The organism is Colwellia demingiae, assembly GCF_007954275.1.
GTDB classification, from domain to species: domain Bacteria; phylum Pseudomonadota; class Gammaproteobacteria; order Enterobacterales; family Alteromonadaceae; genus Colwellia; species Colwellia demingiae.
The window spans coordinates 510,574-535,414 of the sequence record NZ_VOLT01000004.1 but is presented as its reverse complement, the minus strand read 5'-3'; the positions used below and the strand labels follow the sequence as shown (position 1 = coordinate 535,414).

Annotated in this window: 21 protein-coding genes and 1 pseudogene; 6 read left to right on the top strand and 16 right to left on the bottom strand. The window is 36.5% G+C overall.

Annotated features, from left to right (window positions below; genetic code table 11):
* Window positions 1-163 precede the first annotated feature (163 nt).
* The 7 genes and pseudogenes from lysS to ESZ36_RS10385 form a co-directional block, all read right to left on the bottom strand.
* On the bottom strand, window positions 164-1,738 hold the full coding sequence (gene lysS, locus ESZ36_RS10415) for a lysine--tRNA ligase (protein WP_146787279.1): 1,575 nt from the start codon (window positions 1,736-1,738) through the stop codon (window positions 164-166).
* A gap of 60 nt (window positions 1,739-1,798) precedes the next feature.
* A protein-coding gene (gene prfB / locus ESZ36_RS10410; protein ID WP_170235816.1) for a peptide chain release factor 2 occupies window positions 1,799-2,897 on the bottom strand; the annotation gives its coding sequence in 2 pieces (ribosomal slippage) (window positions 1,799-2,821 and window positions 2,823-2,897; 1,098 coding nt in all).
* A gap of 305 nt (window positions 2,898-3,202) precedes the next feature.
* Window positions 3,203-3,574 carry a TIGR01841 family phasin gene (phaP, locus tag ESZ36_RS10405; RefSeq protein WP_146787273.1) on the bottom strand — a complete coding sequence of 124 codons (372 nt, stop codon included), beginning with the start codon at window positions 3,572-3,574 and terminating at the stop codon, window positions 3,203-3,205.
* Between the two features lie 403 nt (window positions 3,575-3,977).
* A pseudogene (gene phaP, locus ESZ36_RS10400) lies at window positions 3,978-4,277 on the bottom strand (TIGR01841 family phasin); the annotation flags it as partial.
* Window positions 4,278-4,547: 270 nt separating this feature from the next.
* Entirely contained in the window at window positions 4,548-5,363 is an 816-nt protein-coding gene (locus tag ESZ36_RS10395; RefSeq protein ID WP_146787271.1) for a phasin family protein, read from the bottom strand.
* Window positions 5,364-5,467: 104 nt separating this feature from the next.
* Window positions 5,468-5,899 (bottom strand): polyhydroxyalkanoate synthesis repressor PhaR, encoded by a 432-nt coding sequence (phaR, locus tag ESZ36_RS10390; protein WP_146787269.1) that lies wholly within the window; start codon window positions 5,897-5,899, stop codon window positions 5,468-5,470.
* 178 nt (window positions 5,900-6,077) lie between these two features.
* Window positions 6,078-7,841, bottom strand: a complete 1,764-nt coding sequence (locus ESZ36_RS10385) for a PHA/PHB synthase family protein (protein ID WP_146787264.1) — start codon at window positions 7,839-7,841, stop codon at window positions 6,078-6,080.
* Window positions 7,842-8,320: 479 nt separating this feature from the next.
* Here ESZ36_RS10385 and ESZ36_RS10380 point away from each other — a divergent pair, with 479 nt between their 5' ends.
* Window positions 8,321-9,538, top strand: coding sequence for a polyhydroxyalkanoate depolymerase (locus ESZ36_RS10380; protein ID WP_146787261.1), 1,218 nt, complete (start codon window positions 8,321-8,323; stop codon window positions 9,536-9,538).
* 89 nt (window positions 9,539-9,627) lie between these two features.
* Here ESZ36_RS10380 and ESZ36_RS10375 read toward each other — a convergent pair whose 3' ends face one another.
* Window positions 9,628-10,404 (bottom strand): 3-hydroxybutyrate dehydrogenase, encoded by a 777-nt coding sequence (locus ESZ36_RS10375; protein ID WP_146787258.1) that lies wholly within the window; start codon window positions 10,402-10,404, stop codon window positions 9,628-9,630.
* 426 nt (window positions 10,405-10,830) lie between these two features.
* Between ESZ36_RS10375 and phbB the strand changes: the two genes are divergently transcribed.
* Complete coding sequence (gene phbB, locus ESZ36_RS10370; RefSeq protein WP_146787255.1) at window positions 10,831-11,553, top strand: acetoacetyl-CoA reductase; 723 nt, start codon at window positions 10,831-10,833, stop codon at window positions 11,551-11,553.
* A gap of 149 nt (window positions 11,554-11,702) precedes the next feature.
* Here phbB and ESZ36_RS10365 read toward each other — a convergent pair whose 3' ends face one another.
* The 3 genes from ESZ36_RS10365 to dsbC form a co-directional block, all read right to left on the bottom strand.
* The gene (locus tag ESZ36_RS10365; protein WP_342779727.1) at window positions 11,703-12,422 is read right to left on the bottom strand and encodes an ABC transporter permease; all 720 of its coding nucleotides are present in this window, start codon (window positions 12,420-12,422) and stop codon (window positions 11,703-11,705) included.
* Window positions 12,423-12,442: 20 nt separating this feature from the next.
* Window positions 12,443-14,197, bottom strand: a complete 1,755-nt coding sequence (recJ, locus tag ESZ36_RS10360) for a single-stranded-DNA-specific exonuclease RecJ (RefSeq protein WP_146787252.1) — start codon at window positions 14,195-14,197, stop codon at window positions 12,443-12,445.
* Between the two features lie 399 nt (window positions 14,198-14,596).
* Window positions 14,597-15,391 (bottom strand): bifunctional protein-disulfide isomerase/oxidoreductase DsbC, encoded by a 795-nt coding sequence (gene dsbC / locus ESZ36_RS10355; protein WP_146787249.1) that lies wholly within the window; start codon window positions 15,389-15,391, stop codon window positions 14,597-14,599.
* 244 nt (window positions 15,392-15,635) lie between these two features.
* Here dsbC and fldB point away from each other — a divergent pair, with 244 nt between their 5' ends.
* The 3 genes from fldB (at window position 15,636) to ESZ36_RS10340 (ending at window position 19,255) form a co-directional block, all read left to right on the top strand.
* Complete coding sequence (gene fldB / locus ESZ36_RS10350; RefSeq protein ID WP_146787246.1) at window positions 15,636-16,154, top strand: flavodoxin FldB; 519 nt, start codon at window positions 15,636-15,638, stop codon at window positions 16,152-16,154.
* Between the two features lie 307 nt (window positions 16,155-16,461).
* On the top strand, window positions 16,462-17,715 hold the full coding sequence (srmB, locus tag ESZ36_RS10345) for an ATP-dependent RNA helicase SrmB (RefSeq protein WP_146787410.1): 1,254 nt from the start codon (window positions 16,462-16,464) through the stop codon (window positions 17,713-17,715).
* A 310-nt stretch (window positions 17,716-18,025) separates the two neighbouring features.
* On the top strand, window positions 18,026-19,255 hold the full coding sequence (locus tag ESZ36_RS10340; RefSeq protein WP_146787243.1) for a porin: 1,230 nt from the start codon (window positions 18,026-18,028) through the stop codon (window positions 19,253-19,255).
* Between the two features lie 95 nt (window positions 19,256-19,350).
* On the opposite strand, the gene aqpZ is transcribed toward ESZ36_RS10340, so the two are convergent.
* The 5 genes from aqpZ to yaaA all read right to left on the bottom strand — a co-directional run bounded on the left by aqpZ (window position 19,351) and on the right by yaaA (window position 23,343).
* Complete coding sequence (gene aqpZ / locus ESZ36_RS10335; protein WP_146787240.1) at window positions 19,351-20,049, bottom strand: aquaporin Z; 699 nt, start codon at window positions 20,047-20,049, stop codon at window positions 19,351-19,353.
* Window positions 20,050-20,158: 109 nt separating this feature from the next.
* The gene (locus ESZ36_RS22880; protein ID WP_246129055.1) at window positions 20,159-20,794 is read right to left on the bottom strand and encodes a hypothetical protein; all 636 of its coding nucleotides are present in this window, start codon (window positions 20,792-20,794) and stop codon (window positions 20,159-20,161) included.
* A gap of 75 nt (window positions 20,795-20,869) precedes the next feature.
* Complete coding sequence (locus tag ESZ36_RS22875) at window positions 20,870-21,958, bottom strand: TIGR03545 family protein (RefSeq protein ID WP_246129054.1); 1,089 nt, start codon at window positions 21,956-21,958, stop codon at window positions 20,870-20,872.
* Window positions 21,958-22,491 carry a DUF2062 domain-containing protein gene (locus ESZ36_RS10325; RefSeq protein ID WP_146787237.1) on the bottom strand — a complete coding sequence of 178 codons (534 nt, stop codon included), beginning with the start codon at window positions 22,489-22,491 and terminating at the stop codon, window positions 21,958-21,960. The genes ESZ36_RS22875 and ESZ36_RS10325 overlap by 1 nt, the downstream gene beginning before the upstream one ends.
* 78 nt (window positions 22,492-22,569) lie before the next feature.
* Window positions 22,570-23,343, bottom strand: a complete 774-nt coding sequence (gene yaaA, locus ESZ36_RS10320) for a peroxide stress protein YaaA (RefSeq protein WP_146787234.1) — start codon at window positions 23,341-23,343, stop codon at window positions 22,570-22,572.
* A 267-nt stretch (window positions 23,344-23,610) separates the two neighbouring features.
* On the opposite strand from yaaA, the gene tal reads away from it, so the two are divergent.
* Entirely contained in the window at window positions 23,611-24,573 is a 963-nt protein-coding gene (gene tal, locus ESZ36_RS10315; protein WP_146787231.1) for a transaldolase, read from the top strand.
* Window positions 24,574-24,841: the final 268 nt, after the last annotated feature.

Below are 24,841 nucleotides of genomic sequence, written 5' to 3'. Positions count from 1 at the left end.
CGATCTCTTATAAGAGCTCTAATCTACGCAATTACGATAAAGAAAAATAGAGTTACACATTAAAAAAAAAAAAAGCCCTGTGTATAGCTCTTTTTACAGACTTTACACAGGGCTAATATTTTTAACGCTCAAGCTTTACTAACAAAACAGAGCGTTATGATCCTTATTCCGCTTCTGGGCGCATATGTGGGAATAAAATTACATCTTTGATAGTTGGTGAATCAGTAAATAACATCACCAAACGGTCAATACCAATACCTTCACCTGCTGTTGGAGGTAAACCATACTCTAAGGCGTTGATATAGTCAGCATCATAATGCATCGCTTCATCATCACCGGCATCTTTTTCTGTTACTTGTTTTTGGAAACGTTCAGCTTGATCTTCTGCATCGTTAAGCTCAGAGAAACCATTAGCTAATTCACGACCACCAACGAAAAACTCAAAACGGTCAGTGATAAATGAATTGTTATCATTACGACGCGCTAATGGTGATACTTCCCACGGGTATTCAGTGATGAATGTAGGTTGGTCTAATAAGTGCTCTGCAACTTCTTCGAAGATTTCACAAATGTATTTACCAGGACCCCAAACTTTAGCCGCTTCACCTTCTTTAACGCCAACCGCTTTGGCCATTGCTTTAATTGCTTCAAAGTTATTTTCTGGGTCACGTAAAGCCGCTTCATCAAGTTGCTCAGCACCACGATGATCTTTGCCGTATTGTAAAATAGCATCAACCATAGATAAGCGTACAAACGGCTTTCCGAGGTCGTAGAATTTCTCTTCTACTACTTCACCTTCAGAATTTTTCACGGTATTACGAATAGTGGTGGTACCTAATACATCTTGTGCAATAGTACGTAACATTTCTTCGGTGGTATTCATCAGATCATGGTAATCGGCGTAAGCTTGGTAGAATTCAATCATGGTGAATTCTGGGTTATGGCGAGTTGAAATACCTTCGTTACGGAAACTGCGGTTAATTTCAAATACACGATCAAAGCCACCAACGACTAAACGTTTTAAGTTAAGCTCTGGCGCAATACGCAAGTACATATCAAGATCAAAAGTATTATGATGCGTCATAAAAGGTTTAGCGGTAGCGCCACCTGGTATGATTTGTAACATTGGAGTTTCGACTTCCATAAAGTCACGTTGAACTAAAAAGTTACGAATGCCCGCAACAATTTTTGAGCGAATTTTGAAGGTATTACGAGTATCTTCATTAATAATCAAATCAACATAACGCTGACGGTACTTGGTTTCTTGATCTGATAAACCATGGAATTTTTCAGGTAATGGACGAAGTGACTTAGTTAATAATGAGTACTCTCCCATATTTACGTAAAGATCACCTTTACCTGATTTATGTAAAATACCTTTAATACCAACAATATCACCAATATCTAATGAACCCCATTTGGCACGTATCTCTTTTTGCACTGTTTTTTCAGCATAACCTTGAATACGACCAGACGAGTCTTGTATCACTAAAAATGGTCCACGCTTCGCCATAACACGACCGGCAATAGCATAAGTTACTTGTAGCTCTTCAAGTTCTTCTTTGGTTTTTTCACCATGTTCAGCTTGAATATCAGCGGCTAAATGTTCACGATTAAAATCGTTAGGAAAACCATTAGCTGAACAATTAGAGCGAATTTTTTCAAGTTTTACACGACGCTCAGCAATCAGTTTATTTTCATCTTGTGCTACGGGTGTATTATTGGCTTTATCTGTCATGTTAATTTCTCGTGGTTATCTTTAATTGTGCAATGTTTTTAAAAGGATTCTAAAATTTTTTTATAAACCAGACTTTAAACTGGCTTCTAGAAACTTATCTAAATCACCATCTAATACAGCTTGGGTATTACGATTCTCAACACCCGTGCGTAAATCTTTAATACGGCTATCATCTAATACGTACGAGCGAATTTGACTGCCCCAACCTATATCTGACTTACCATCTTCTAATACTTGTTTATCTGAATTTTGCTTTTGCATTTCCATTTCATACAATTTAGCTTTAAGTAGCTTCATCGCCGTGGCACGGTTTTTATGCTGAGAGCGATCTGCCTGACAAGCAACCACAGCCCCTGTAGGCTCATGGGTAATACGAATAGCTGAATCAGTTTTATTTACATGCTGACCACCAGCGCCAGAAGCACGAAAAGTATCAATACGTAAATCTGCAGGGTTAATATCAATTTCAATATTGTCATCAATTTCAGGGTAAATAAACGCTGAAGCAAATGAGGTATGACGACGACCTGATGAGTCAAACGGCGACTTGCGCACTAAGCGATGTACGCCTGTTTCAGTACGTAACCAACCATAAGCGTATTCACCGGTATACTTAATGGTGCAGCCTTTTATACCAGCAACATCACCATCAGTCACTTCAATCACTTCTGTTTTATAGCCATGTGCCTCGCCCCAACGTAAATACATGCGCATCAGCATTTCTGCCCAATCTTGCGCTTCTGTACCACCCGAGCCTGACTGAATATCTAAGTAGCTGTTGTTAGCATCTTGTTCGCCACAAAACATACGACGAAATTCTAATTTTTCTAACACTTTATCTAAAGCATCCGCTTCAACTTCAGCGTCATCAAAAGTTTCTTGGTCTGATTCTTCTACGGCCAGTTCAACTAAGCCTTCAATATCTTCACAACCCGTTTCGAGTTCAACAATGGTATTAACCACTTCTTCAAGCGAACTACGCTCTTTACCTAGAGCTTGTGCCCTTTCTGGCTCATTCCAAACATCGGGTAATTCTAATTCTCGAGAAACTTCAATTAAACGTTCCGCTTTAACATCGTAGTCAAAGGTACCCCCGAAGCAAATTAGCGCGCTCACGGATTTCTTTTAATTTACTTAATATAGGATTTGTTTCGAACATAAGCCTTCAAAAATAAGTTTTCAAATATGTCTTTTTAAATATATCTTTTTAAACGATTTCACTCGTTAGGATAATTAAAAAATAGTCGCGCATTGTAGCGTAAAAAGGCCAGTAAATAAACGGCTAACACGGGGCGCTTTTACTATTAAATACATAATTTTTAATAAAAGCAGAAATAAACGGGCGTTGTGATTGGCGTGTCATTAAAAGGGAGACAATAAAAAAGGCCAGTATGTAATCATACTGGCCTTTAAAATACGTTAATTAAAGCGTTAATTTTTAGTGATAAAAATTAACGATAAAAATTACTTTTCAAATTTAACTGAGTCTTTAACTAGCGAAGTTACTTCTTCTGAAGTTTTAGAAACAACATCAAAAGCTTCTTTTGCTGAATTTGAAACTTTAGCTTGAAGCGCTTCGTTAAATGATTTTTGTGATTCAACAGCTGCTGTAAAATCTGTTTGTGATGATAATGCTTTAGTTTGAGCAACACTGTCATTTAAAATAGAAGTAATTAAGGCTGTTTGCTGGCTGATTAATTGCTCAACAGTTTTAGTATTTAATTCTACTAAGCTGTTCAATGGTTTCATTGCAGTTTCAACTTGCGCTGTATCGCTGAAAGATTTCATTGCTGTAGTAAATTGATTTGTTAATTGTTCAGTTAATTGAGTAAACATAATTAATATTCCTATTTTATTTCGTATTATACTGCAGTGCAGCAATCAGATTTGAAGTGAGTATACCTATCAATATTCTATTGGTCAACAACTCTTTGCTGCGCCGCAACAAAATAATAATATATTCTATTATCCTCAACAATTTACCTATATACACAAAGCACATAAAAATGCAGATTACAGCTGGAATTAGAAGCGTCTTTAAGTAAGATATTGATTGAAGAGAACAGTTATTCTATCGATAAATTAAATACATAGCCTAAATAATCTCTAAACCAGGCCGGCGGGACGTCTGAGCATATCCTCTTCAAGTGGCTTGGTTATAGTAGAAATAAAAAAGCCAGTATCGAGATACTGGCTTTTTCAATTTTAAGCACAAAACTGGCTTATTTTTAGTGATAAACTATTTAGTAACGGTAGTTACTTCAGCCATAGAATTTTTAACTAGGTTAGTTACTTCTTCAGAAGTTCTAGTTACAACATCATAAGCTTCTTTAGCGGATGCAGAAACTTTTGCTTGAAGCTCTTCAGTGAAAACTTTCTGTGATTCAATTGCTGTTGCTAAATCCGTTTGCGCTGATAACGTTTTAGTTTGAGCTACGCTATCGTTCATGATTGTAGTGATTAATGCAGCTTGTTGATTGATTAATTGTTCAACCGTTTTAGTATTAATTTCTACAAGACTGTTAAATGGCTTCATAGCTGCCGAAAATTGGTCTTAATTGTTGAATGACTTCATTGCAGTAGTAAATTGTTCAGTAAATTGTGTAAACATAATAAAGCTTCCTTTTTAGTATGCTGCGTCGCAGCAGATTGATTAAAACTAGTATAATAGGTCAAAAGATGGTCGTCAATAGTTTTTTTGCTGCACCGCGTCAAAACATTAAAAACCCATACAAGCATTTGATATTAATAAGAATATACTCATAAAAAAGCCTTCAGAGTTGAAGGCTTTAACATTAATAAAAATTGATTACTTTTTTGGCGCTGCTTTAACTACTGCTTTTGGTGCGGCTTTAACTTCAGCCTTTGGCGATGCTTTAACTTCAGCTTTTGGCACTGCTTTAACTTCAGCTTTTGGTGCTGCTTTAACTACTGCTTTTGGCGCGGCTTTAACTTCAGCTTTTGGTGCTGCTTTAACTTCAGCTTTTGGTGCTGCTTTAACGACTGCTTTTGGCGCGGCTTTAACGACTGCTTTTGGCGCGGCTTTAACGACTGCTTTGGGCGCGGCTTTAACGGCTGCTTTGGGCGCGGCTTTAACGGCTGCTTTGGGCGCGGCTTTAACGGCTGCTTTGGGCGCGGCTTTAACGGCTGCTTTGGGCGCGGCTTTAACGGCTGCTTTGGGCGCGGCTTTAACGGCTGCTTTGGCTGCGGCTTTAACTACTGCTTTTGGCGCGGGCTGAGACTTTTCTTTAATAAGTACTTTTGGAACAAGCAGTTGATTGTCAACAGAAGTCTGACTTACGTTAGTTGACAATACTGAAAAAGAATCACTGAGAATCGTTTCTGCATCTTTTTGCGCCTTGGTAAGCGTTTCAGATGTTTGTTTAATCGCTTCAGTTAATTGACTCTGAACATCGGCATTAAATTTAGATTGTTCTGCAACAAATTCGGCTATGTCTGTCGTTACCGGTATATTTTGGCTAAATGAAATACTGTCGTCGACTAAACTTGCAATGAGCAATCCTTGCTGATGTGCAACAGTACTTGCTGTTGATATATTTAATTCGACCAATTTTTCAATTGGCTTTAATGAGGTCTGAAATAACTCTGTAAATTGATTAAACATGCACTTCTCCTAAAATTTTGCTGCTAAGCAGCATTACTTGGTGAGAATTTAATCAATTTTTTAGTTTGGAGTCAATCATTATTTTGTTGCGGTGCAACAAATGTTTACTTTTTATCTGTAGGTTTCTGAAATTTAGTCCACATACTCATGTTCTGTTCAACAATACTGCTGAATAAACCAAAAGGTGAATTTTTATTAATATCACTACTCAGTTTTAAAATATCATCTTGATGTTCAATAAAAGCAGAAAGACTTTGCTCAAGAAATTGTTGTAAATAGTCTTGGTTATCATTACCGTAAAAACATATCAATCGTTTCAATAAAGTATTGGTTAATAACGATTGTTTCTCACTAGTTTCTTCTTCACTTATAATTTGAATTAAAATACTACGTGTTTTATCTTCATTTGTTTTAGAGTCAACTATTTTAAATTCTTCATTGGCAATAACTAATTCTCGAATATAATCCAAGTTTACATAATGACTTTTTGTAGTGTCATAAAGACGGCGGTTTGGATATCTTTTAATTGTGATCAACGTCAACCTCGGTTGGTTATTAATTTTTACTTACGCTATGGTACTAACAATTTAGAGGAAGTATTCTTAACTTGCAGTATAACAGATATACCTTCTATAAAAAAAGCGACCTTATTGGTCGCCTTTTATATTAACTACCCTGTAACACCGAAATCCGGGTGATTATCTATTATAAATGCTAAATACGCTTTCGAACGTAGCTACCAGGAGCAGCTTCAATACTTGCATATTTTTTAGAGCCTTGTTTACGTGCTGTTACTTGCTTACCTGATTGAGGTTCAACCCAGTTTTCCCAATCTGTCCACCAAGAGCCTTCTTTTTTGGTGGAACTTTCAAACCACTGTTCCGCTGTATCAGAAAGTTCGTCATTAACCCAATGTGGATATTTACCGTGATCTACAGAGTTTATAACACCGGCTAAATGGCCAGATCCAGCTAAAACAAACCTGGTAGGTCCAGAAAGAGCTTTGGCTCCTTTGTATGATGCCTGCCATAAAACAATATGATCCGCGATTGTAGCTAAGAAATAGCTTGGCGTATCAATTTTACCTAGTTCAATAGGAACACCTTCAACTTCAACAGCACCATCTTTTATCAAGTTGTTCTCTTGATAAGTATTTGTCATATAAAAATCAAAAGTTTCCGCCGGCAAGTTTGAAGAATCACTGTTCCAATATAAAATATCGAACGGAGCAGGATCTTTACCTTTTAAATAATTATTAACAAAATACGACCAAAAAAGGCTATTTTCACGTAACATGCTAAACGCTAAACCAAGCACTCGACCATCTAATATACCTTTTTCTTTAATATCCTTTTTCAAGAAAGGTAACATTTTCTCAGAAAGATAAACGCCTATTTCACCCGGCTCTGAAAAATCTAACAATGTTGTTAAAAAGGTCAGTGAGTTTATTCGAGTATCACCCTTTGCCAATAAGTATGATTGGGTTGTTGCTAATAATGTTCCGCCAATACAATAACCAACAACATTCACTTTGCTCGATTTAGTTAATTCTTCAATAACATCAAGTGATGCGATTGGTCCTTCTTTCATATAGTCATTGAAGCCTTTATGAGAAAGTGTCTTGTCTGGGTTTATCCATGAAATTACAAATACTGTATGGCCCTGACCTACAGCCCATTTGATCAATGACTTTTGCTCATCCATGTCTAAGACATAATATTTATTAATAAAAGGAGGAATAAACAATAGAGGGACTTCATTGACTTTTTTAGTGGTGGCTTTGTACTGTATAAGTTGAATTAAGTCATTTTGGTAAATTACATCACCTGGGGTGTAAGCTAAGTCTTCCCCTAAAGTAAACGCATCCACGTCAGTTTGGTTAATTTTAAGGGCATCCGCAGGACTTTGTTGTAAGTCTTGCATAAAATTTTGTAACCCCTTGATGAGGTTCTCGCCTTTAGATTCTAATATGTCTCGGCAAACTTCTGGATTCGTTAATGCGTTGTTGGTTGGAGAAACAGAACTGATATATTGTCGAGTATAGAACTTAACTTGCTCTTCAGCCTTAGGATCATCGAAATGCAAACTATTAACCGTATCTTGCATCATGTTAGAACTTAAAAGATAAGACTGTTTTAAATAGTTATAAACTGGATTTTCAGACCATTCACTGTCTTTAAACCTTTTATCATTACGTTTCTCTGATACTACCGATTCAACTTTTGAACCAAGTAATGCTTTAGTCGCGTTTTGCCAAAGCTCAGCTTGTTGAGTCATAAAAGACATTTGTTTACTAAATAACTCGGCTGTATCGACTTTTACTCCTTTTGATAAAAGTTCAGTTAATTTTTCTGAATCAATCATTGAATTTAAATTTTCTTTATCAGAACCACTTAAAACCTGTTTAACCATGGTGTTAAATATCTCTGAGTATTGCTCTAAAAAATCAGCGACTTCTTTCTGCTCATTCGATTCCATAATATATCCTTGTAAATGGTCTGGTTATAATTTATTTGCCTTTAAAGCAGCCCAAAATTAAAAATTGTAAATGTTTTTTGTAAATTATTAATAAACAATTTACAAACAATAATAATAAGATACAAACTTATTTGGTAATTATCTATTTTAACAGCCTGCATCAACCTTAAGTAAAAACATAGTGTACATGTCGAGTATATGGCGAATAGTAAGGATACCTTTATTTTTGCCGCGGTGCAGCAAAAAATTATTGACCAATATGATTTAGCTAGGTACACTCATTTCAAATTGGAATGCTGCGCTGCAATATAAAAACAAAGATTGGAACCTTAATTACGCTAAATAATGAAAGAGGAACCTTGATTAACGCTAACAGAAACTAATCAATCAGTAATATTAGGGTATTGGCCTCTTTTAAAAATTTTAAGAGCAATACGAAAGGTAATACTAGTTGAAAGTTTATTTGAAGGATAAAACACATGATGTATCAAACTTACGACCTCTATAGTCGCTCCGCCGAAATGATGAATGGTTTTATCACAGTGAATCAACAACTACTGACTCATCCGTTTAACCCGTTTTCAAACACCCTACTGGGGAAAAGTATTAATGCGGCACTTGATAGTGCCTACCATCATACTAAAGTTTACGATAAACAACCTTTTGACATTAAAACAACAGTAATTGATGGTGAAACGGTTAACATTGACGAACAAGTTATTTTAGCAAAACCTTTTTGTAATTTAATCCACTTCAAACAAGATACTAAGGTTAAACAACCTAAACTATTTTTAGTTGCTCCACTTTCAGGTCATCATGCAACCTTGTTGAAAGTAACAATAGAACGTTTAATTTTAGACCATGACGTTTACATTACTGATTGGCTAGATGCTAAAAATGTTCCTTTATCTGAAGGGAGTTTTGGTTTTGATGATTATGTAACTTACCTTATCGAGTTTATGAAAGAAATTGGCGAAAATACCCATGTATTAGCCGTTTGCCAACCTGCAGTTCAAGCGTTAATAGCAACAGCTGTTTTGTCTAAAGAAAAAGATGCTGCTACACCTAAATCTCTAACAATTATTGCAGGCCCTATTGATACAAGTATCAACCCAAACGAACTCAATAAATACGCTAGTAGTAAAGATTTAAGTTGGTTTGAAAATAACGTCATAATGACGGTGCCTAAGCGTTTCCCAGGTGCAGGAAGAAAAGTATATCCAGGCTTTATTCAATTAAGCTCTTTTATGGCGATGAATATAGAGAATCACGTCAAGAAACACACTGATTATTTTGGCCATGTTTTTCATGGAAAAGAAGATAAACAAGAAAGTCACCGTGACTTTTATGATGAATATTTAGCCGTATTAGACCTTAATAGTGAGTTCTATTTAGAAACCCTCGACCGTGTTTTTATTAATCAAGATTTAGCTAATGGTAAAATGACTTACCATGGTGAGCTTATTGATTTATCAGCAATAACTGATACTGCATTACATACCATTGAAGGGAAAAATGATGATATTTGTTCATTAGGTCAAACCCAAGCAGCACAAGCTTTATGTTCTGGTATTCCAGAGCAAAACAAATTGGATCAAGTTTTTGACGGTGTAGGTCATTTTGGCACTTTTAGTGGTTCTGCTTTCCGTGAAAGAATAGCACCAAGCATTGCTGAATTTATTGCAAAACATAACTAATTATCTTGTCAAAGAAATAGTTTATTAAATAAAAAGTAGGTTTGTTTTATCAAACCTACTTTTTTGATTTTATCAGTTAGACAACCAGATTATCTTGCTACCCAACCACCATCTAATACCATAGTTTGTCCTGTCATATTTTTAGCCACATCACTTGCTAAATAACTTACTGAACCACATATTTCTTCTATATCAATAAAAGCTTTTTTCGGCATTGGCGCCAACATAATATTATTAACAACTTCTTCTTCGCTAATACCATGCTCTTTAGCCGTATCTGCAATTTGCTTCTCAACTAGCGGAGTTTTTACATAAGCGGGACAAATTGTATTGATAGTAATATCTTGATCACCTGTTTCTAACGCAATCACTTTAGAAAAACCTATAATGCCGTGTTTGGCTGCAACATAAGCACTTTTAAATGGAGAGGCAACTAAACCATGCAAAGAGCCAATATTAATAATACGACCAAAATTATTAGATCGCATTAACGGTAATACCGCTTTGGTCATCATTGCTGGGCCGACTAATAGCACATTAGTAATCAGTTGCCATTTCTCTGCTGGAAATTCTTCTAATTTAGAAACATATTGAATACCCGCATTATTAACTAACACATCAATACGGTTATTAAATTCATCCGCACGAGCAATAACATTATCGATATCAGCTTGCACAGTGACATCAAGTTTAAACGCTAAGGCATCTCCTCCCGACTGGTTAATACTTTGCGCTACATCTTCTGCCACCGCTAAATTAATATCACTAATAAGGACTTTATAACCTTGCTTAGCTAAATCTTTTGCTATTCCTAAGCCTATACCACTGACAGAACCCGTTACTAAAGCTGTTTTTTTAAGTGTCATATTTTATTCCATTAGTTTGTTTGTATTCTGTACAGAATATAACGATAGTTTGCTAATGTTAACTAAACACTTCAATTATTTACCTTACTAAGTCCACTTTCTTAACTTAAAGAACCTCGCACAGCCAAAACAAAATACAGAATAACTTATATCAAAAGAATATATAGGAATCAGGTGCTCACTTATCAACCAGCTATCGAATACAAAAACAACTCACCCTATAATGAACACGAATTTCCCCATTTAAGACAAATAAAAGTCGATATTGGAACCAAAAATAAAATTTAATTTTGCACACACTACGACTAAAGTTAATTAGTTGAATGATTCAGCTTGATATATGATAAAAAATGAGCAAATAGCTCAATAAATATAAAGTTTAGAAACCTCTATGTACAATTATGAAATATAACAAGGAGTAAAGTTATGGGACGCATTGCATTAGTAACAGGTGGTACTCGTGGAATAGGCGAATCGATTAGCGTTATGTTGAAAGCGCATGGTTATAATGTCATCGCGAACTATGCTGGCAATGATCAAGCAGCTCAAGAATTTACAGAGCGAACAGGTATCCGAACTTCTAAATTTGATGTCAGTGATTTTGAAAGTGTAGCTAAAAGCATTAACGATATAGAGTCTGAAATTGGTCCAATTGATATTCTTGTAAACAATGCAGGAATTACAAGAGATGGCACCATGCACAGGATGGACTTTGAGAAATGGAATGCCGTTATTCAGACCAATTTATCCTCTTGTTTCAATACCTCTCGCGCTGTTATTGAAGGTATGAGAGAAAGAGCATTTGGTCGTATTGTTAATATAGGATCAGTTAATGGACAAGCTGGCCAATATGGTCAAGTTAACTATGCAGCAGCTAAGTCTGGTATCCATGGATTTACTAAAGCATTAGCGCAAGAAGGCGCAGCGAAAGGCATTACGGTCAATGCTATTGCACCAGGTTATGTTGAAACAGATATGGTTCGCGCGGTACCTGAAGACGTTTTAGCAAAAATTGTTAGAACAATACCGGTAGGACGCTTAGGCCAACCAGAAGATATTGCTAGTTCAGTATTGTTTTTAGTGGCTGATGAAGCTGGTTTTGTTACTGGCTCGACCTTATCCATTAATGGTGGTCAGCACATGTACTAACTATAAAAGTATTACCATACTACTTTTATAAAATTAACGTAGGTGAGCAATCATCTACGTTTTTTATTTATACTCCCTTCAACTCTGCCATCTAACCAATAAACTCAGTAATCGGCATAGTGAACGATCTGTATTACCAATTTAAAAAACTAGCTTTTTGGCTTAAGGTTAGTTCTAGCTAAATAAAGAAAATAAGCAGAAGAGATACCAGCAGAAGCAAAAATCATACACATCACCATGATTTGATACCTTGCGGCAATGAAAGGAGAAACACCCGAGAGAATTTGACCTGTCATCATACCGGGTAAAGAAACAATTCCAACCGCTAATAGTGCATTTACATTGGGGATCATTGATGCTTGAAAAGCAATATTTCGAGCCTTTTTATAACTAACCTTATTTGCCAGTTCGGAATAAAAACGCTCTCCAGATAAACTAATGCTATTCATACTACTAGCAAACACCATACCTGCAAGGGGTATAAGTGTTTGGGCGTGATACCAAGGAGATAGTTGTAAAACACCTTGGGTAATAATTAATAAAGTTAAAACACTACTAACTGAAATAGCCAATACCGCTCGTTGAAACAGTTCTCTCTTAGGTGCCTCAATATTATTTAATGCTATCCAGCTAGAAAAAAACACCATAATAATCAGCAATATTAGTACTAACCAAGCGCTATCTGACTCAAATACATAACTGAGAAAAAAACCTACTAACAATAATTGCACCAACATTCGCGCTAGGGCATGTATTGTTCTTTTTTGTGGTAAAGACCAGCTAAACTGAATGAATAAGACCACTAATACAGGAAGAAAAGCTAAAGCTAACTGCGGTAATTCTATTATTTCCAGTGTTTTTTCTATCATGATTTCTCATTACTTTTCAGCTAAACAGCCGTGATATTTTCAACCATGAATTGCACCGTGCGTTTACCACGAAATTCATTAACATCTAATCGATAAGCTAAATGTACCTGTTTTACTTGAGCATTTGGCCATGTTTTAACATCAACATTAAAAGCAATACCATCAAAGACTTCACCCTGCTTTTCTACCACTAATTTAAGATGCTTTTCGCCAACAATACGCTGCTGTACCAATGTAAAAGTGTCATCAAATAATGGCTCAGGGAAGTTTTGTCCCCAAGGACCGGCATCTCGTAACTGCTCTGCAAAGTCTAAGCTGAGGTGTTCAAGCATGAGCTCACCATCCGATAAAATAATACTCTGCAAATCTTCTGCTTTTAACCATTTACCCGCTAATTCATTAAATAGTTGCTGAAAGCGCTCAAAGTTACCGTGTTTTATAGATAAACCTGCCGCCATTGCATGGCCACCAAACTTAAGAATAATATCAGGATGTTGACTGTCAATATGCTCTAATAAATCTCGAATATGCAGACCCGGAATAGAACGCGCCGAACCTTTAATTTCTCTTTGGGTAACATCAACTGAGTCATCATCTTTGCCATTAGCAAAAACAATGCAAGGTCGATGAAATTTTTCTTTTAATCGACCAGCAACAATACCGATAACACCTTGATGCCAGTCTTGTTGATAAAGGGCAATAGCGTTAGGTAAGTTATCTTCATCAAACTTAAGAGAAGTAAGTACTTGCTCAGCTTCTGCTTGCATACCCTGCTCTATTTCTCGTCGAGTTTTATTGAGGTCATCAAGTTCTGCAGCCATCACACGAGCACTAGACAAATCATTCGCAAGTAAACAGTTAATACCATAAGACATATCATCCAACCGCCCTGCCGCATTAATTCGCGGGCCGAGGGCAAAACCAAAATCACTGGCAACGAGTCTTTGCTGATTTTTATTTGCGATTTCAATAAGCGCTTGAATGCCCGGTCGAGTCTTCCCTGCACGAATACGTTTCAAACCTTGCTCCACTAAAATACGGTTATTCGCATCAAGTGAAACCACATCGGCAACGGTTCCTAAAGCAACCAAATCTAATAGTTGAGCGATATTAGGCTCAGCAATGCCTTGCTCTGAAAAATAGTTTTGCTCACGGCAATACTTTCTTAAAGCCAGCATTAAGTAAAAAGCTACACCCACACCTGCAAGGGCTTTACTCGGAAAATTACAACCGTGCTGATTAGGATTAACTATGGCGTCAGCAATGGGTAAGGAGTGTCCTGGCAAATGATGATCCGTAACAATTACCTGCATACCTAAATCTTTTGCACGTTTAACACCGGCAATACAACTGATGCCATTATCAACCGTTATTAACATTTGCGTATTCTGCTTTGCTGCAATATCAACAATCTCAGGGGTAAGACCGTAGCCATATTCAAAACGATTTGGCACAATAAAATCATGGTTGTTACTGTTAAATAGGCTCAGTGCTGTCATCATTAATGCAGTACTGGTAGCACCGTCGGCATCAAAATCGCCAACAATAATGATACGCAGTTTATTTACTAGCGCGTCATGTAATAACTGACATGCTTTGTCCATACCCATAAGCGCCGTTTCATCGACCATACCTTGTAAATTAGCAACGTTAAGTTCAAGCTCTTGTGCTGATTCCATACCACGACTAGCATAAATTTGTTTTATGATTTCAGGTAGGTTATCAGGCAAGTGGCCGGTAGCTACTTTCGCTCGGCGAACAATTGTTTTACTCATACTATTCGTTCTCAATTCTGCTGGTGATAGTTATATACCCGTTACCAATCAAGATGCATGTTTCAGAGTGCTTGAGCAATTTCAATTCAAGACGCTGTGATGAAATAATGGTTATTCCCTTATAAATCACAGCAACAATCAAGTGATGTTGCTCAAGCGCTTCTTCGATGGGGTTTAAATGACTTTATACACGTCAAATAATCAATGCATAGAATAACTATACTTAAATTATCTTCCTTGCCTAAAGTAATTTTAATTCCCACTGAACCCCTGCACTTTGAATGGTAACGGGTATAGCTGTGATAAAGCTTTATAGCTTATTTTTACCATAAAAAAAGTACTTGGTGAAAATCAGCAAGTACTTTTAAACGTTTATCTATAACGATAATGAAAAATAAATTAGGTGTTTTTCAATAATTCTTCTAATTGCTCTGGTGGTTGGTAACCAGGAACCATCATACCATTTGATAAGATAATCGCTGGCGTACCACTAACACCAATTTGACGACCAAAATTAAACTGTGCTTCAATTGGTGCTTCACAAATTCGATACGCAATACCAGTACCAGATTTAGCTTTAGTTAACGCTGTTGCACTATCTTCACTACACCACACCGAACGTAAATCTTTGAAACCTTGAGTTAAGTTACCATTTTGGTCTTTAATACCAGCTCGTGGATAAGCTAAATAACGAAAAGTGATACCGCGAGCATTATAGTCTGCCATTTTTTCGTGCATTTTACGGCAATAACCACAGGTGATATCAGTAAATACTGACACCACGTATTTTTCATTCTCAGCTTTATAAACAATCATGTTATCTTCAAAGTTTTTCAAACCTTCTAGACGAACTTTAGCTAAGCTCTCTTCGCCTATATCTTTCACGGTAGAGCCTAAGTTGTAGACTTTTCCTTGAATGAAAAACTCACCATCATAACTTGCATAAAATAGCCCTTGGTTGGTAACGAGTAGAGCAATGCCTGGTAATGCTGTTGCTTCAACCTTAACAACAGTTAATCCTATAGTACTGTTAATTTTTTCTTTTAAAAAATCTGCATCAAGCACAGCTTTATCACTCACTGGCTTAGCTAATGTAGCGGGTACATTAGTTTGTTCGGCTGCATTGGAGTATTGCAACAACATAGGTAAAGTAAGTGTGGCAAGTACAGCGCTAATAATGAATGTTTTAAACATAATGATTCCTAACAACTTCCTAACAACTTTCGAATAAATGAAAGTTATAAATCGATAATAATGAGGCTAATGGTCGTGTTCATATGAATAGACCTAGATATAAGCAAGGAAATTACAGCCATGAGAGATTATTTGCAACTTAAAATAGCCAGTAAATTGAATTAACTTGTAAACAAAGATAATTGTTTTTGCTAAAATCCCGCTTAATATAGTTCGTATTAAAATAAAAACTGGAAATAGCATAATGAAAATTGGTTTATTTTATGGTTCAACCACTTGTTACACTGAAATAGTTGCCGAAAAAATACAAGCGATAATCGGTGCAGACTTGGTTGATATATTCAATATCAAAGATCAACCTTTAGCCCTGTGTCTTGATTATGACTTTATTATTCTAGGTATTTCCACCTGGGATTTTGGTGAGTTGCAAGAAGACTGGGAATCTATGTGGAGTGATATCAATCAAATAGATCTTTCAGATAAAATTATTGCTCTATATGGAATGGGCGATCAAGTTGGTTACACTGAATGGTTTCAAGATGCGCTTGGCATGTTACATGACCAAGTCATCGCACAAGGTGCAACCGTTGTTGGTTATTGGCCAAATCAAGGTTATGAGTTTACCGCATCAAAAGCATTGACGGCTGATGGCAGCAAATTTGTAGGTTTATCTTTAGATGAAGATAGCCAATATAACTTGACCGATGAACGCTTAGATACTTGGTGTGAACAAGTATTACTAGAGTACAGCAGCCTACTTTAGATATTGTTCTTTTATTCAAAATACGTCCTTGGAAAATTTACTCCGCCAATTACTCAGCCCTTGCGATAAATAGTTACAGCAAGGGCTAAAACCACTATAATTGCCGACATATTATCATTATACCAATCTCACTAATTAATTAACCATTTCTACTGGTTAAAATTACCAATGACTTCGTTATTTATTTAATAATTAGAACAACTAGTTATTTAAATAAATGTCTTGTATTTGGCAATTTTCTCTACGTATAAAGTAGGTCAATTATTTAATGAAATGGGTATTATTAACTCTTAGTGAATTATCCCCTATGTTTGAGCAATTCGATTTAGACTCAGAATTATTAGCCAGTATCAATAAAATTGGTTACACCAAGCCTACCTCAATTCAAGAACTTGTCATCCCTCAAGCGATGGTTGGCAAAGACGTATTGGCATCAGCGCCTACTGGCACAGGTAAAACTGCCGCATTTTTATTACCCATTGCTCAGCATTTATTAGATTATCCACGTACCAAACCTGGTTTCCCTCGTGTGCTAATTTTAACGCCGACTCGTGAGTTAGCGATACAAATAGGTGAAGACAGTGAACAGCTTACCGAGTTAACAAAAATAAAAACCGGCGTTATTACTGGTGGTGTTAACTATGGTAGTCATGCTGACATTTTAACGAGCACAACCGATATTTTAGTCGCCACACCAGGTAGATTATTAGAATATATCGAAAATGAACAATTTGATGCCCGTGAAATTGAGATATTAGTGCTAGATGAAGCAGATCGCATGCTCGACCTTGGCTTTAGTGAAACCATTAATCGCATTGTTGCTGAAGCACGCTGGCGTAAGCAGACCATGTTATTTTCAGCGACTCTTGAAAGTCCAGGCGTACAACTTTTTGCCGAAGAAGTGCTTAATGAGCCAGTTTTCTTAGAATCAAAACCATCACGTAAAGAAAAAGCCGTAATTCATCAGTGGGTTCATTTAGCCGATGATGCTAACCATAAGTTAAACCTGCTGGTAAATACCTTAAAACAAGAAGGTGTAGAACGTACCGTTGTTTTTGCTAACAAGCGTGAAACCGTGCAATATCTTTCAGGTAAGCTTTATGCTGAAGAGTTACCTTGTGTTTGGTTAGAAGGAAAAATGCCACAGGATAAACGTAACAAGGAAATAGAACGTTTTAAAAAGGGCGAGGTTAAAGTGTTAGTGGCAACAGATGTTGCAGCCCGTGGTCTTGATATAGATGATATCAGCCATGTTATTAATTTTGATATGCCACGTAAAGTAGATATTTATATTCACCGTATTGGCCGTACTGGTCGTGCGGGTAAAAAGGGTACGGCTATTTCCTTAGTTGAAGCTCATGATATGGCTGTTATTGGTAAAATAGAACGCTATACCAAAGAACGCTTGTCACGCCGTTTTATTGCAGACTTACGACCGAAAAACAAAGAATCTCGCGTGGTCAATAAAAAGGCAAAAGTTAAGCTTACTACCTCTCAGAAAAAAGCCAAAACTAAAAAACAAGTGAAGAAAAAAGCTAAGCGAGCAAAGGCAGCTAAGTAACCCTTTACCGAGTTATACCCAAGCAATTTCATCTTGTTTGGGTATATCACTGCCATTCAAGAGTTACATTATTGTGACACTTTTATTGCACTTAAGTCTCGGTATGTAATATTTCTGTCATAAAGCAATGCTGTAATAGCGGCGCATTCACTTTATGGATGAAGTTATACCAAACGCATTAAATAACAGCCCTATATTAACTTGTGATTTAATCTGTTTAGTAATGAATAGTCCGACATTTATGGGGGTTTTGCTCAAACTACGAGCAAACCTTAATAATTGGGTCTTCAACTTTATGATAGTAATTAATATGAAAAACCAGCCATTAACTAATAAAAAATCCCCACGAGTTAAAACAATCATCGCACTTGCGGTGGCAACGTCACTTAGTATTTCATTTGCTCATGCAAAATCGAATATAGAAAGTGAAAGCCATGAAATAAACACCAAAGCAAACCAAGACACTGAAGTAAATAAACGTACTGAAAGCAGTTTTGAAGACGCTTGGGATTTTGCTGACTTATATGACAATGAACAAGGTGATTACCTTAAATTGTCTGGTCGTTTGCAATTAGACTCTACTTGGGTGGATAGCGACCAGGGCGATTTTAACGACACCTTATGGCGTCGTTTTCGCTTCGGCTTTAAAGGCAAGTACGGTGAGTTTAAAGTTGCTTTAGAAGCAGATATAAATTTAAACGATTCATTAGGTGATGCTTATAACCGATTAACGGATGCCAATGTTAGTTGGTCATTAGATAAAGACACCGAACTAAAATTTTTGAAACAATCGACAGGTTTTACTTTAGATGGTAAAACTTCGTCGAAAAAACTACTAACACCACAGCGTAACAACCTAACAAATAATTTATGGTTCACCTCAGAGTATTTTACCGGGGTAAGCGTTAAAACTAAGCTCACTGATGATTGGTCGTATAAAACAGGCATATTTTCTAGTGACGGCTCTGATGAAATATCGATTAGCGATGCTAGTTATTTCGCCATGTTTTCAACCAGTAAAAAGTTAGCAAAAAATAACCTTTGGGATAAAGCTGAAGTGAGCTTTGATTATGTCTATAACGACACCCATGAAGACGGTAACACCCGTGACTTCTCTCAAGTTATGAGTACTTCAAGTAAGTTTAAACAAAACGACTGGGGTTTACAGAGTGATATATCTTGGGGTAAAGGAGACTTAGGCCAGAGTGATCTCTTTGGTGTGGTCGTGATGCCAACCTATCAACAAAGTGAAAAAATTCAATGGGTTGCTCGTTACACTTACCTGAATAGTTCAGAAGATAATGGCGTTCGTTTAGGCCGTTATGATAGCAAAGTAGTTGATGAATATGGTCAAAGCAGCGTAGATGGTGAGCGCGGTGACAAATACCAAGAAGTATATGCTGGTGTTAACTGGTTTATAAACGACCATAAATTAAAACTTCAAGCTGGCTTACAGTATGCAAAAATGGATGATAATGCTAATGATGGCGGTGCATATGATGGCTGGAGTTTTACCGTTGCAATGCGTAGTTACTGGTAACATTATAAAAACATAAGAATATAAAAAAGACCGATTTGCTGATAGCAACCCGGTCTTTTTTTATGTTTATACTCAAGCTACTTTAAAGTGCTGGGCTAGCTATCATCTTGTTCTTCTTTAGCAACTAAGCGATATAACTTAGCACCAACAAAACCACCAACAATAGGCGCAACCCAGAACAACCATAATTGCGCTACAGCCCAATCACCAACAAACAATGCAACACCGGTACTACGTGCAGGGTTTACTGACGTATTGGTCACCGGAATACTGATCAAATGAATTAAAGTTAAACACAGACCAATCGCGATAGGTGCTAAACCTGCAGGGGCACGTTTGTCCGTTGCTCCCATAATGACAAAAATAAACATCATAGTTAATATAACTTCAGCGACAAGCGCTGCTGTCATAGAGTATCCACCGGGCGAATGTGCGCCATAACCATTTGACGCAAAACCCGCTGATAAATCAAAACTTGGTTGGCCACTCGCTATAAGGTATAAAGCGCCAGCACCAAGAATCGCGCCAATGACTTGGGCAATGATATAAGGCATCAATTCATTAGCAGGAAAGCGTCCTCCAGCCCAAAGACCTACCGATACTGACGGATTTAAATGACAACCCGAGATATGCCCTATCGCATAAGCCATCGTTAGCACCGTTAAACCAAAGGCGAATGATACACCCAATAAACCAATGCCAACATCAGGAAATCCAGCAGCTAGTACTGCACTGCCACACCCACCCAGAACCAACCAAAAGGTACCAATACATTCTGCTATATATTTATTCATTTTCATTCCCTTACCAGTTAATAAATTTATATTTTAAGACCTGTGATAATTAATAAATAAGCAGTAGCGTAGAATGCCCTTTCATTGATCGCTTTAGCGAATAGCTACTTTAACCAAATAGATCACCAAGTTTATCTTTTAATTTATCTTTAGCTTTATTTTTAACTTTGTCTTCTAGCTTTTTCTGTTGCTGTTTGACAATATCTGAGTTCTTTAAGTCAGCTAACGCTTTATCTGAATCAGTTAATAGTGCTTCAAGGTCAAGCAACTCTGCAGATTGACTATTACCTAGTTTCAAGGCATTGGTTAATTTTTCATTTAAGCCTTTATTAACTTTCTTTTTAAAGTCATCCAATTTAGCAGAAACCTGCTGTTTGAAAGCACCAGTTAGTGCATCATTTAATGACGAAGCAATAGTAAAGCTTGGCTTGCTAAGCTCGCCATTCACGCCAACATCAACAGTCAAACTATCTAATGATTTAATGGTATCAAGTAATAGCTTGGTAATTTTTGACTCTGCCTCACCTTGATAGCTCGCTTGTTTAAGTGAGAACTGATTAGTTGCCTCAACTTCCCCATTAATTACGTTAAAGCTACCTATGCCATCAAGTTTCCCTGCACTTAGTGATAAAGTTAACGCTTTGCTTTGTGTTAACTCAGTATTGGATAATGTTCTGTTATTAACAAGCCAGTCACCGTTCGCACTAAAATCACCTGATTGCGTTAACTTAAAATTACTACTCAATTTAAGCTCACCATTATCAATTGAATTAATATTGATAAGGCTATCTTTACCTCTAATCCAATGTTGATGCGTAAGCTAACTGCCAGTGATTTTGACTTCACCCTGTTCAAGTTTAATTGAGAACAATGCCTTTTTAATTAATATAGCGGGTAATGGAGAATCTTCTTTAAAAAAGATAAAACGTCCGTTAGCGTGAGATTTCACTTCACTGGTTGTGCCATCACCTTTCATATCAGTCATAAGGGGTGCTATTTGTTCATAGGCCCATTGTGCTTTTTGTACGTAGTCTCTAGCTTTTTCACCAAAGAGAATATGAGCAAAATCTTCCGTATCAATACTATCTAACTGGTATGTTTTTTCTATTTGTTGCCAATCCTTTGTCGGCGCATTTTTTAACTCATTAATTTGCTGAGCTAATAAATCTTTGCTATCTAACACTTGCTGTTTAGCTTTTTTAATCAGTGCTTGATCTGCCTTAAATTCAGCTTTAATTTTATCAAATTCAGTTTTTATTTTTTCAATATCAGCGAGTGAACTAACTTTCATTTTACCTAACGCTTCTACTTTATCTTGGTAAGACTTCAATTTAGCTTTGCTGGGTAATTGTGTTTTCAACGCTATAAGCTTAGCTTGCTCAACTTTATAGCTGTTTTTTAATTCATTACTGGCTTTAACCGTTAACAAGTTACTGTCATCAAGTAGGGCTTTAATATCAGGTAATTGCATATCCACTTCTGGCAGCATTGCTTTCGCTTGATCTGATAAACTTTCTTCTGCTTGATCACTTACTTCATCAACATAAACTTTACCCGCTTGAGATCTAACACCAGAAAATGCTAACTGGCTTACTTCGAGTTCATCAATAATAATTTTACCAAATAGGTATTGCCAAACATCAACACCCGCAGTAGCGCGCTCAAAGCTAAATAAGTTCTGTGTGGGGGAATCTTTATCGGTAACTTGCAAACCTAAAACACTTAATTGTAAAGGCGAATATCCAAGCTGTACTTCTGCCACATTCACTTCAGCACCAAAAGCACTTTCTGCAGAACTAACGATAGCGCTTTTGACTAAGCTTTCAGCAAATAGATACAACAAACCAGCAACTAATGCAGTTAATAGAACAAAGGCAACCATTCCTTGCCAACGAATAAACCGTGCCATTACAGGCCTCCTTTAGTTAAGCTAGATTCACCTGTAAAACTGGTATACAAACCATAAAACTTAGATGCTTTTAATGCCTTAACAATTCTAAATTTCTCAAAAAACGTCATAATATGCACTCGATACTTCTCAATAATAAACTTACTGATAAAGTATATAGGTGCGCATAAAACAGCGCCTAAAACAAACGCACCTAAAACATAGGTGTGATGCCAGTGAGCTAATTTAAACAAGCTGAGTTGGTATAATGAAGTAAAGAAACCAGTCAAACTTGGCTGTGTTAATAGGGATTCACCCACTTGAACAATGGCGGGAGATAATAAATAACTCAGACCAGAGAAGAAACCGGCCGCGAGGATGAAACTACCTAAATGCACTCGGATGATTAATACAAAAAATATTATAACAATATTATGCAAGGTTAATATTGGCGATAAACCAACGATAAAACCTAACGCTATTGCTAAGGCTATTTGCCTAATGGAACTATCACTGTTTAAGGCATGTAGTAGCTTTGCTAGTAAAGTTAACATGTCACCTCCTGTTAAAATGTTTAAAATTTATCATAATCAATACCAGTAAACTGAGTTGGTTACTGGCTAAGTTGATTATCAGCTTTCTTTACGAGTAAATACCCAATCATTGTCTTTAGACATAGCTTCGTTATATTGATAACCCGCTAAATCAAAGGTCTTAATTTGCTCTACGGATGTTAACTTATTCTGAATGATGTAACGCGCCATCAGTCCGCGTGCTTTTTTAGCAAAAAAACTGATTATCTTATACTGACCATTTTTCCAATCTTTAAATGTTGGTGTAATGATGGTAGCGTTTAACGATTTTTTCTTTACTGATTTAAAGTATTCGGTTGAGGCAAGGTTAATAAGCACATCATCACCTAACTCATTTAAGGCTTTATTCAGTTCATCGGTAATGATCTCGCCCCAAAACTGGTATAAATTATCACCTCGACTATTACCAAGCTTACACCCCATTTCTAAACGGTAGGCTTGCATTAAATCAAGCGGCTTTAATAAGCCATATAAACCTGACAGGATTCTGAAATTTGTCTGGGCAAAATCAAAGTCTTCATCACTAAAAGATTGCGCGTCAAGTCCAGTGTAAACATCACCATTAAAGCTCAATATAGCTTGTCTTGCGTTATCTTGAGTAAAAGGTGTTGACCATTGCCCAAAACGTGCAGCATTTAAGCCAGCAAGTTTATCACTCAATTTCATCAAGCTTGCGATTTCACTTGGTGAAAGTTTAATGCAGTCATCTATTAATAATTGGCTTTGTTCAAGCAAGCCAGGTTGACTAAATTTTTCTGTAGCCAGAGGAGATTCAAAATCTAATTTTTTCGCAGGTGAAACAACAAGTAACATAGTTTTAAGCCAATTTCAGGGAGTACTTAATTAAGCATAATATATCATAAGCTTTAACTATGTTAATAGCGTTTAATCAATGACACTATTTGCGTTATTTTTCATGTTTGGCGTAACTTACAAACATAAATGTAATATCTTGTTAAAAATAGCGCAATAAAGGGTGCTTTTTTATTTTTATGTTGTAATATTTCACCAGCTACATTCAATATCGAATTTAGAGATACTTAGCAATCAAATTTCCGGAACACTATTTAAGGTAACGCCATGACAAATTCTTCTTCACAGCTTGCACAATTAAAACAAATGACCACTGTTGTGGCTGACACGGGTGATATTGAGGCTATTGCAAAGTTTCAACCTCAAGATGCGACAACAAATCCATCGCTTTTATTAAAAGCCGCTTCTTTACCTAATTATCAAGGGCTAGTTAAAGACGCTGTTGTTTGGGCTAAAACACAATCTGACAGTGCAGAACAACAAGTTATAGATGCTGCAGATAAACTTTCAGTGTTAATTGGTCTGGAAATTTTAAAAATTGTCCCTGGCCGTATATCTACTGAAGTGGATGCTCGATTATCTTTTGATACATCTGCATCTATTACTAAAGCCCACAAACTGATTGCCATGTATAACGAAGCAGGCATTAGTAACGATAGAATTTTAATTAAACTTGCCTCTACTTGGGAAGGTATTAAAGCAGCAGAACAACTTGAGCAAGAAGGTATTAACTGTAACCTAACCTTGTTATTTAGCTTTGCACAAGCACGCGCATGTGCTGAAGCAGGCGCTTATTTAATCTCTCCCTTTGTTGGTCGTATTTTAGATTGGTATAAAAAAGATACCGGTAGAAATGACTATGCAAGTAATGAAGATCCTGGTGTTGTTTCTGTTACCAGTATTTTTAATTATTACAAACAACAAGGTTTTAACACCGTAGTAATGGGTGCAAGCTTTAGAAATATCGGCGAGATTCTTGAATTAGCCGGCTGTGATCGTTTAACAATCAGCCCACAGTTAATGGAAGAACTAGCAAACAGCACTGACACGGTAATCCAAAAATTAACGGCTTGTGAAGCTACGGCAGAAAAAGAAGCCGCTTTAAGCCAAGCAGAGTTCCGCTGGCAGATGAATGAAGACCCAATGGCAACAGAGAAACTTGCTGAAGGTATTCGTAACTTCACTATTGATCAGGTCAAGCTTGAAAAGCAATTAACAGATTTACTTTAAACGGTAGTTAATTACTTTACCGACATAAATTAGTTATTTTAAGGGCATATTTTATTATAAATATGCCCTTTTTAATTTCAAAATATAAAGTTCCTAGTGAGAAACTTGGTAAGTTACCTTGGTAATATCAATCATTAAAAGAAAGTATCGTTAGAAGATCTTGTTATAAGAAATTTAGCTAAAAAGATCTATCTACATTTGCATACTCGCTTGAGCAGTTGTAAGAAGCGTAAAAACCAAGTGAATAGATAAGCAAGACCAGCAAGAT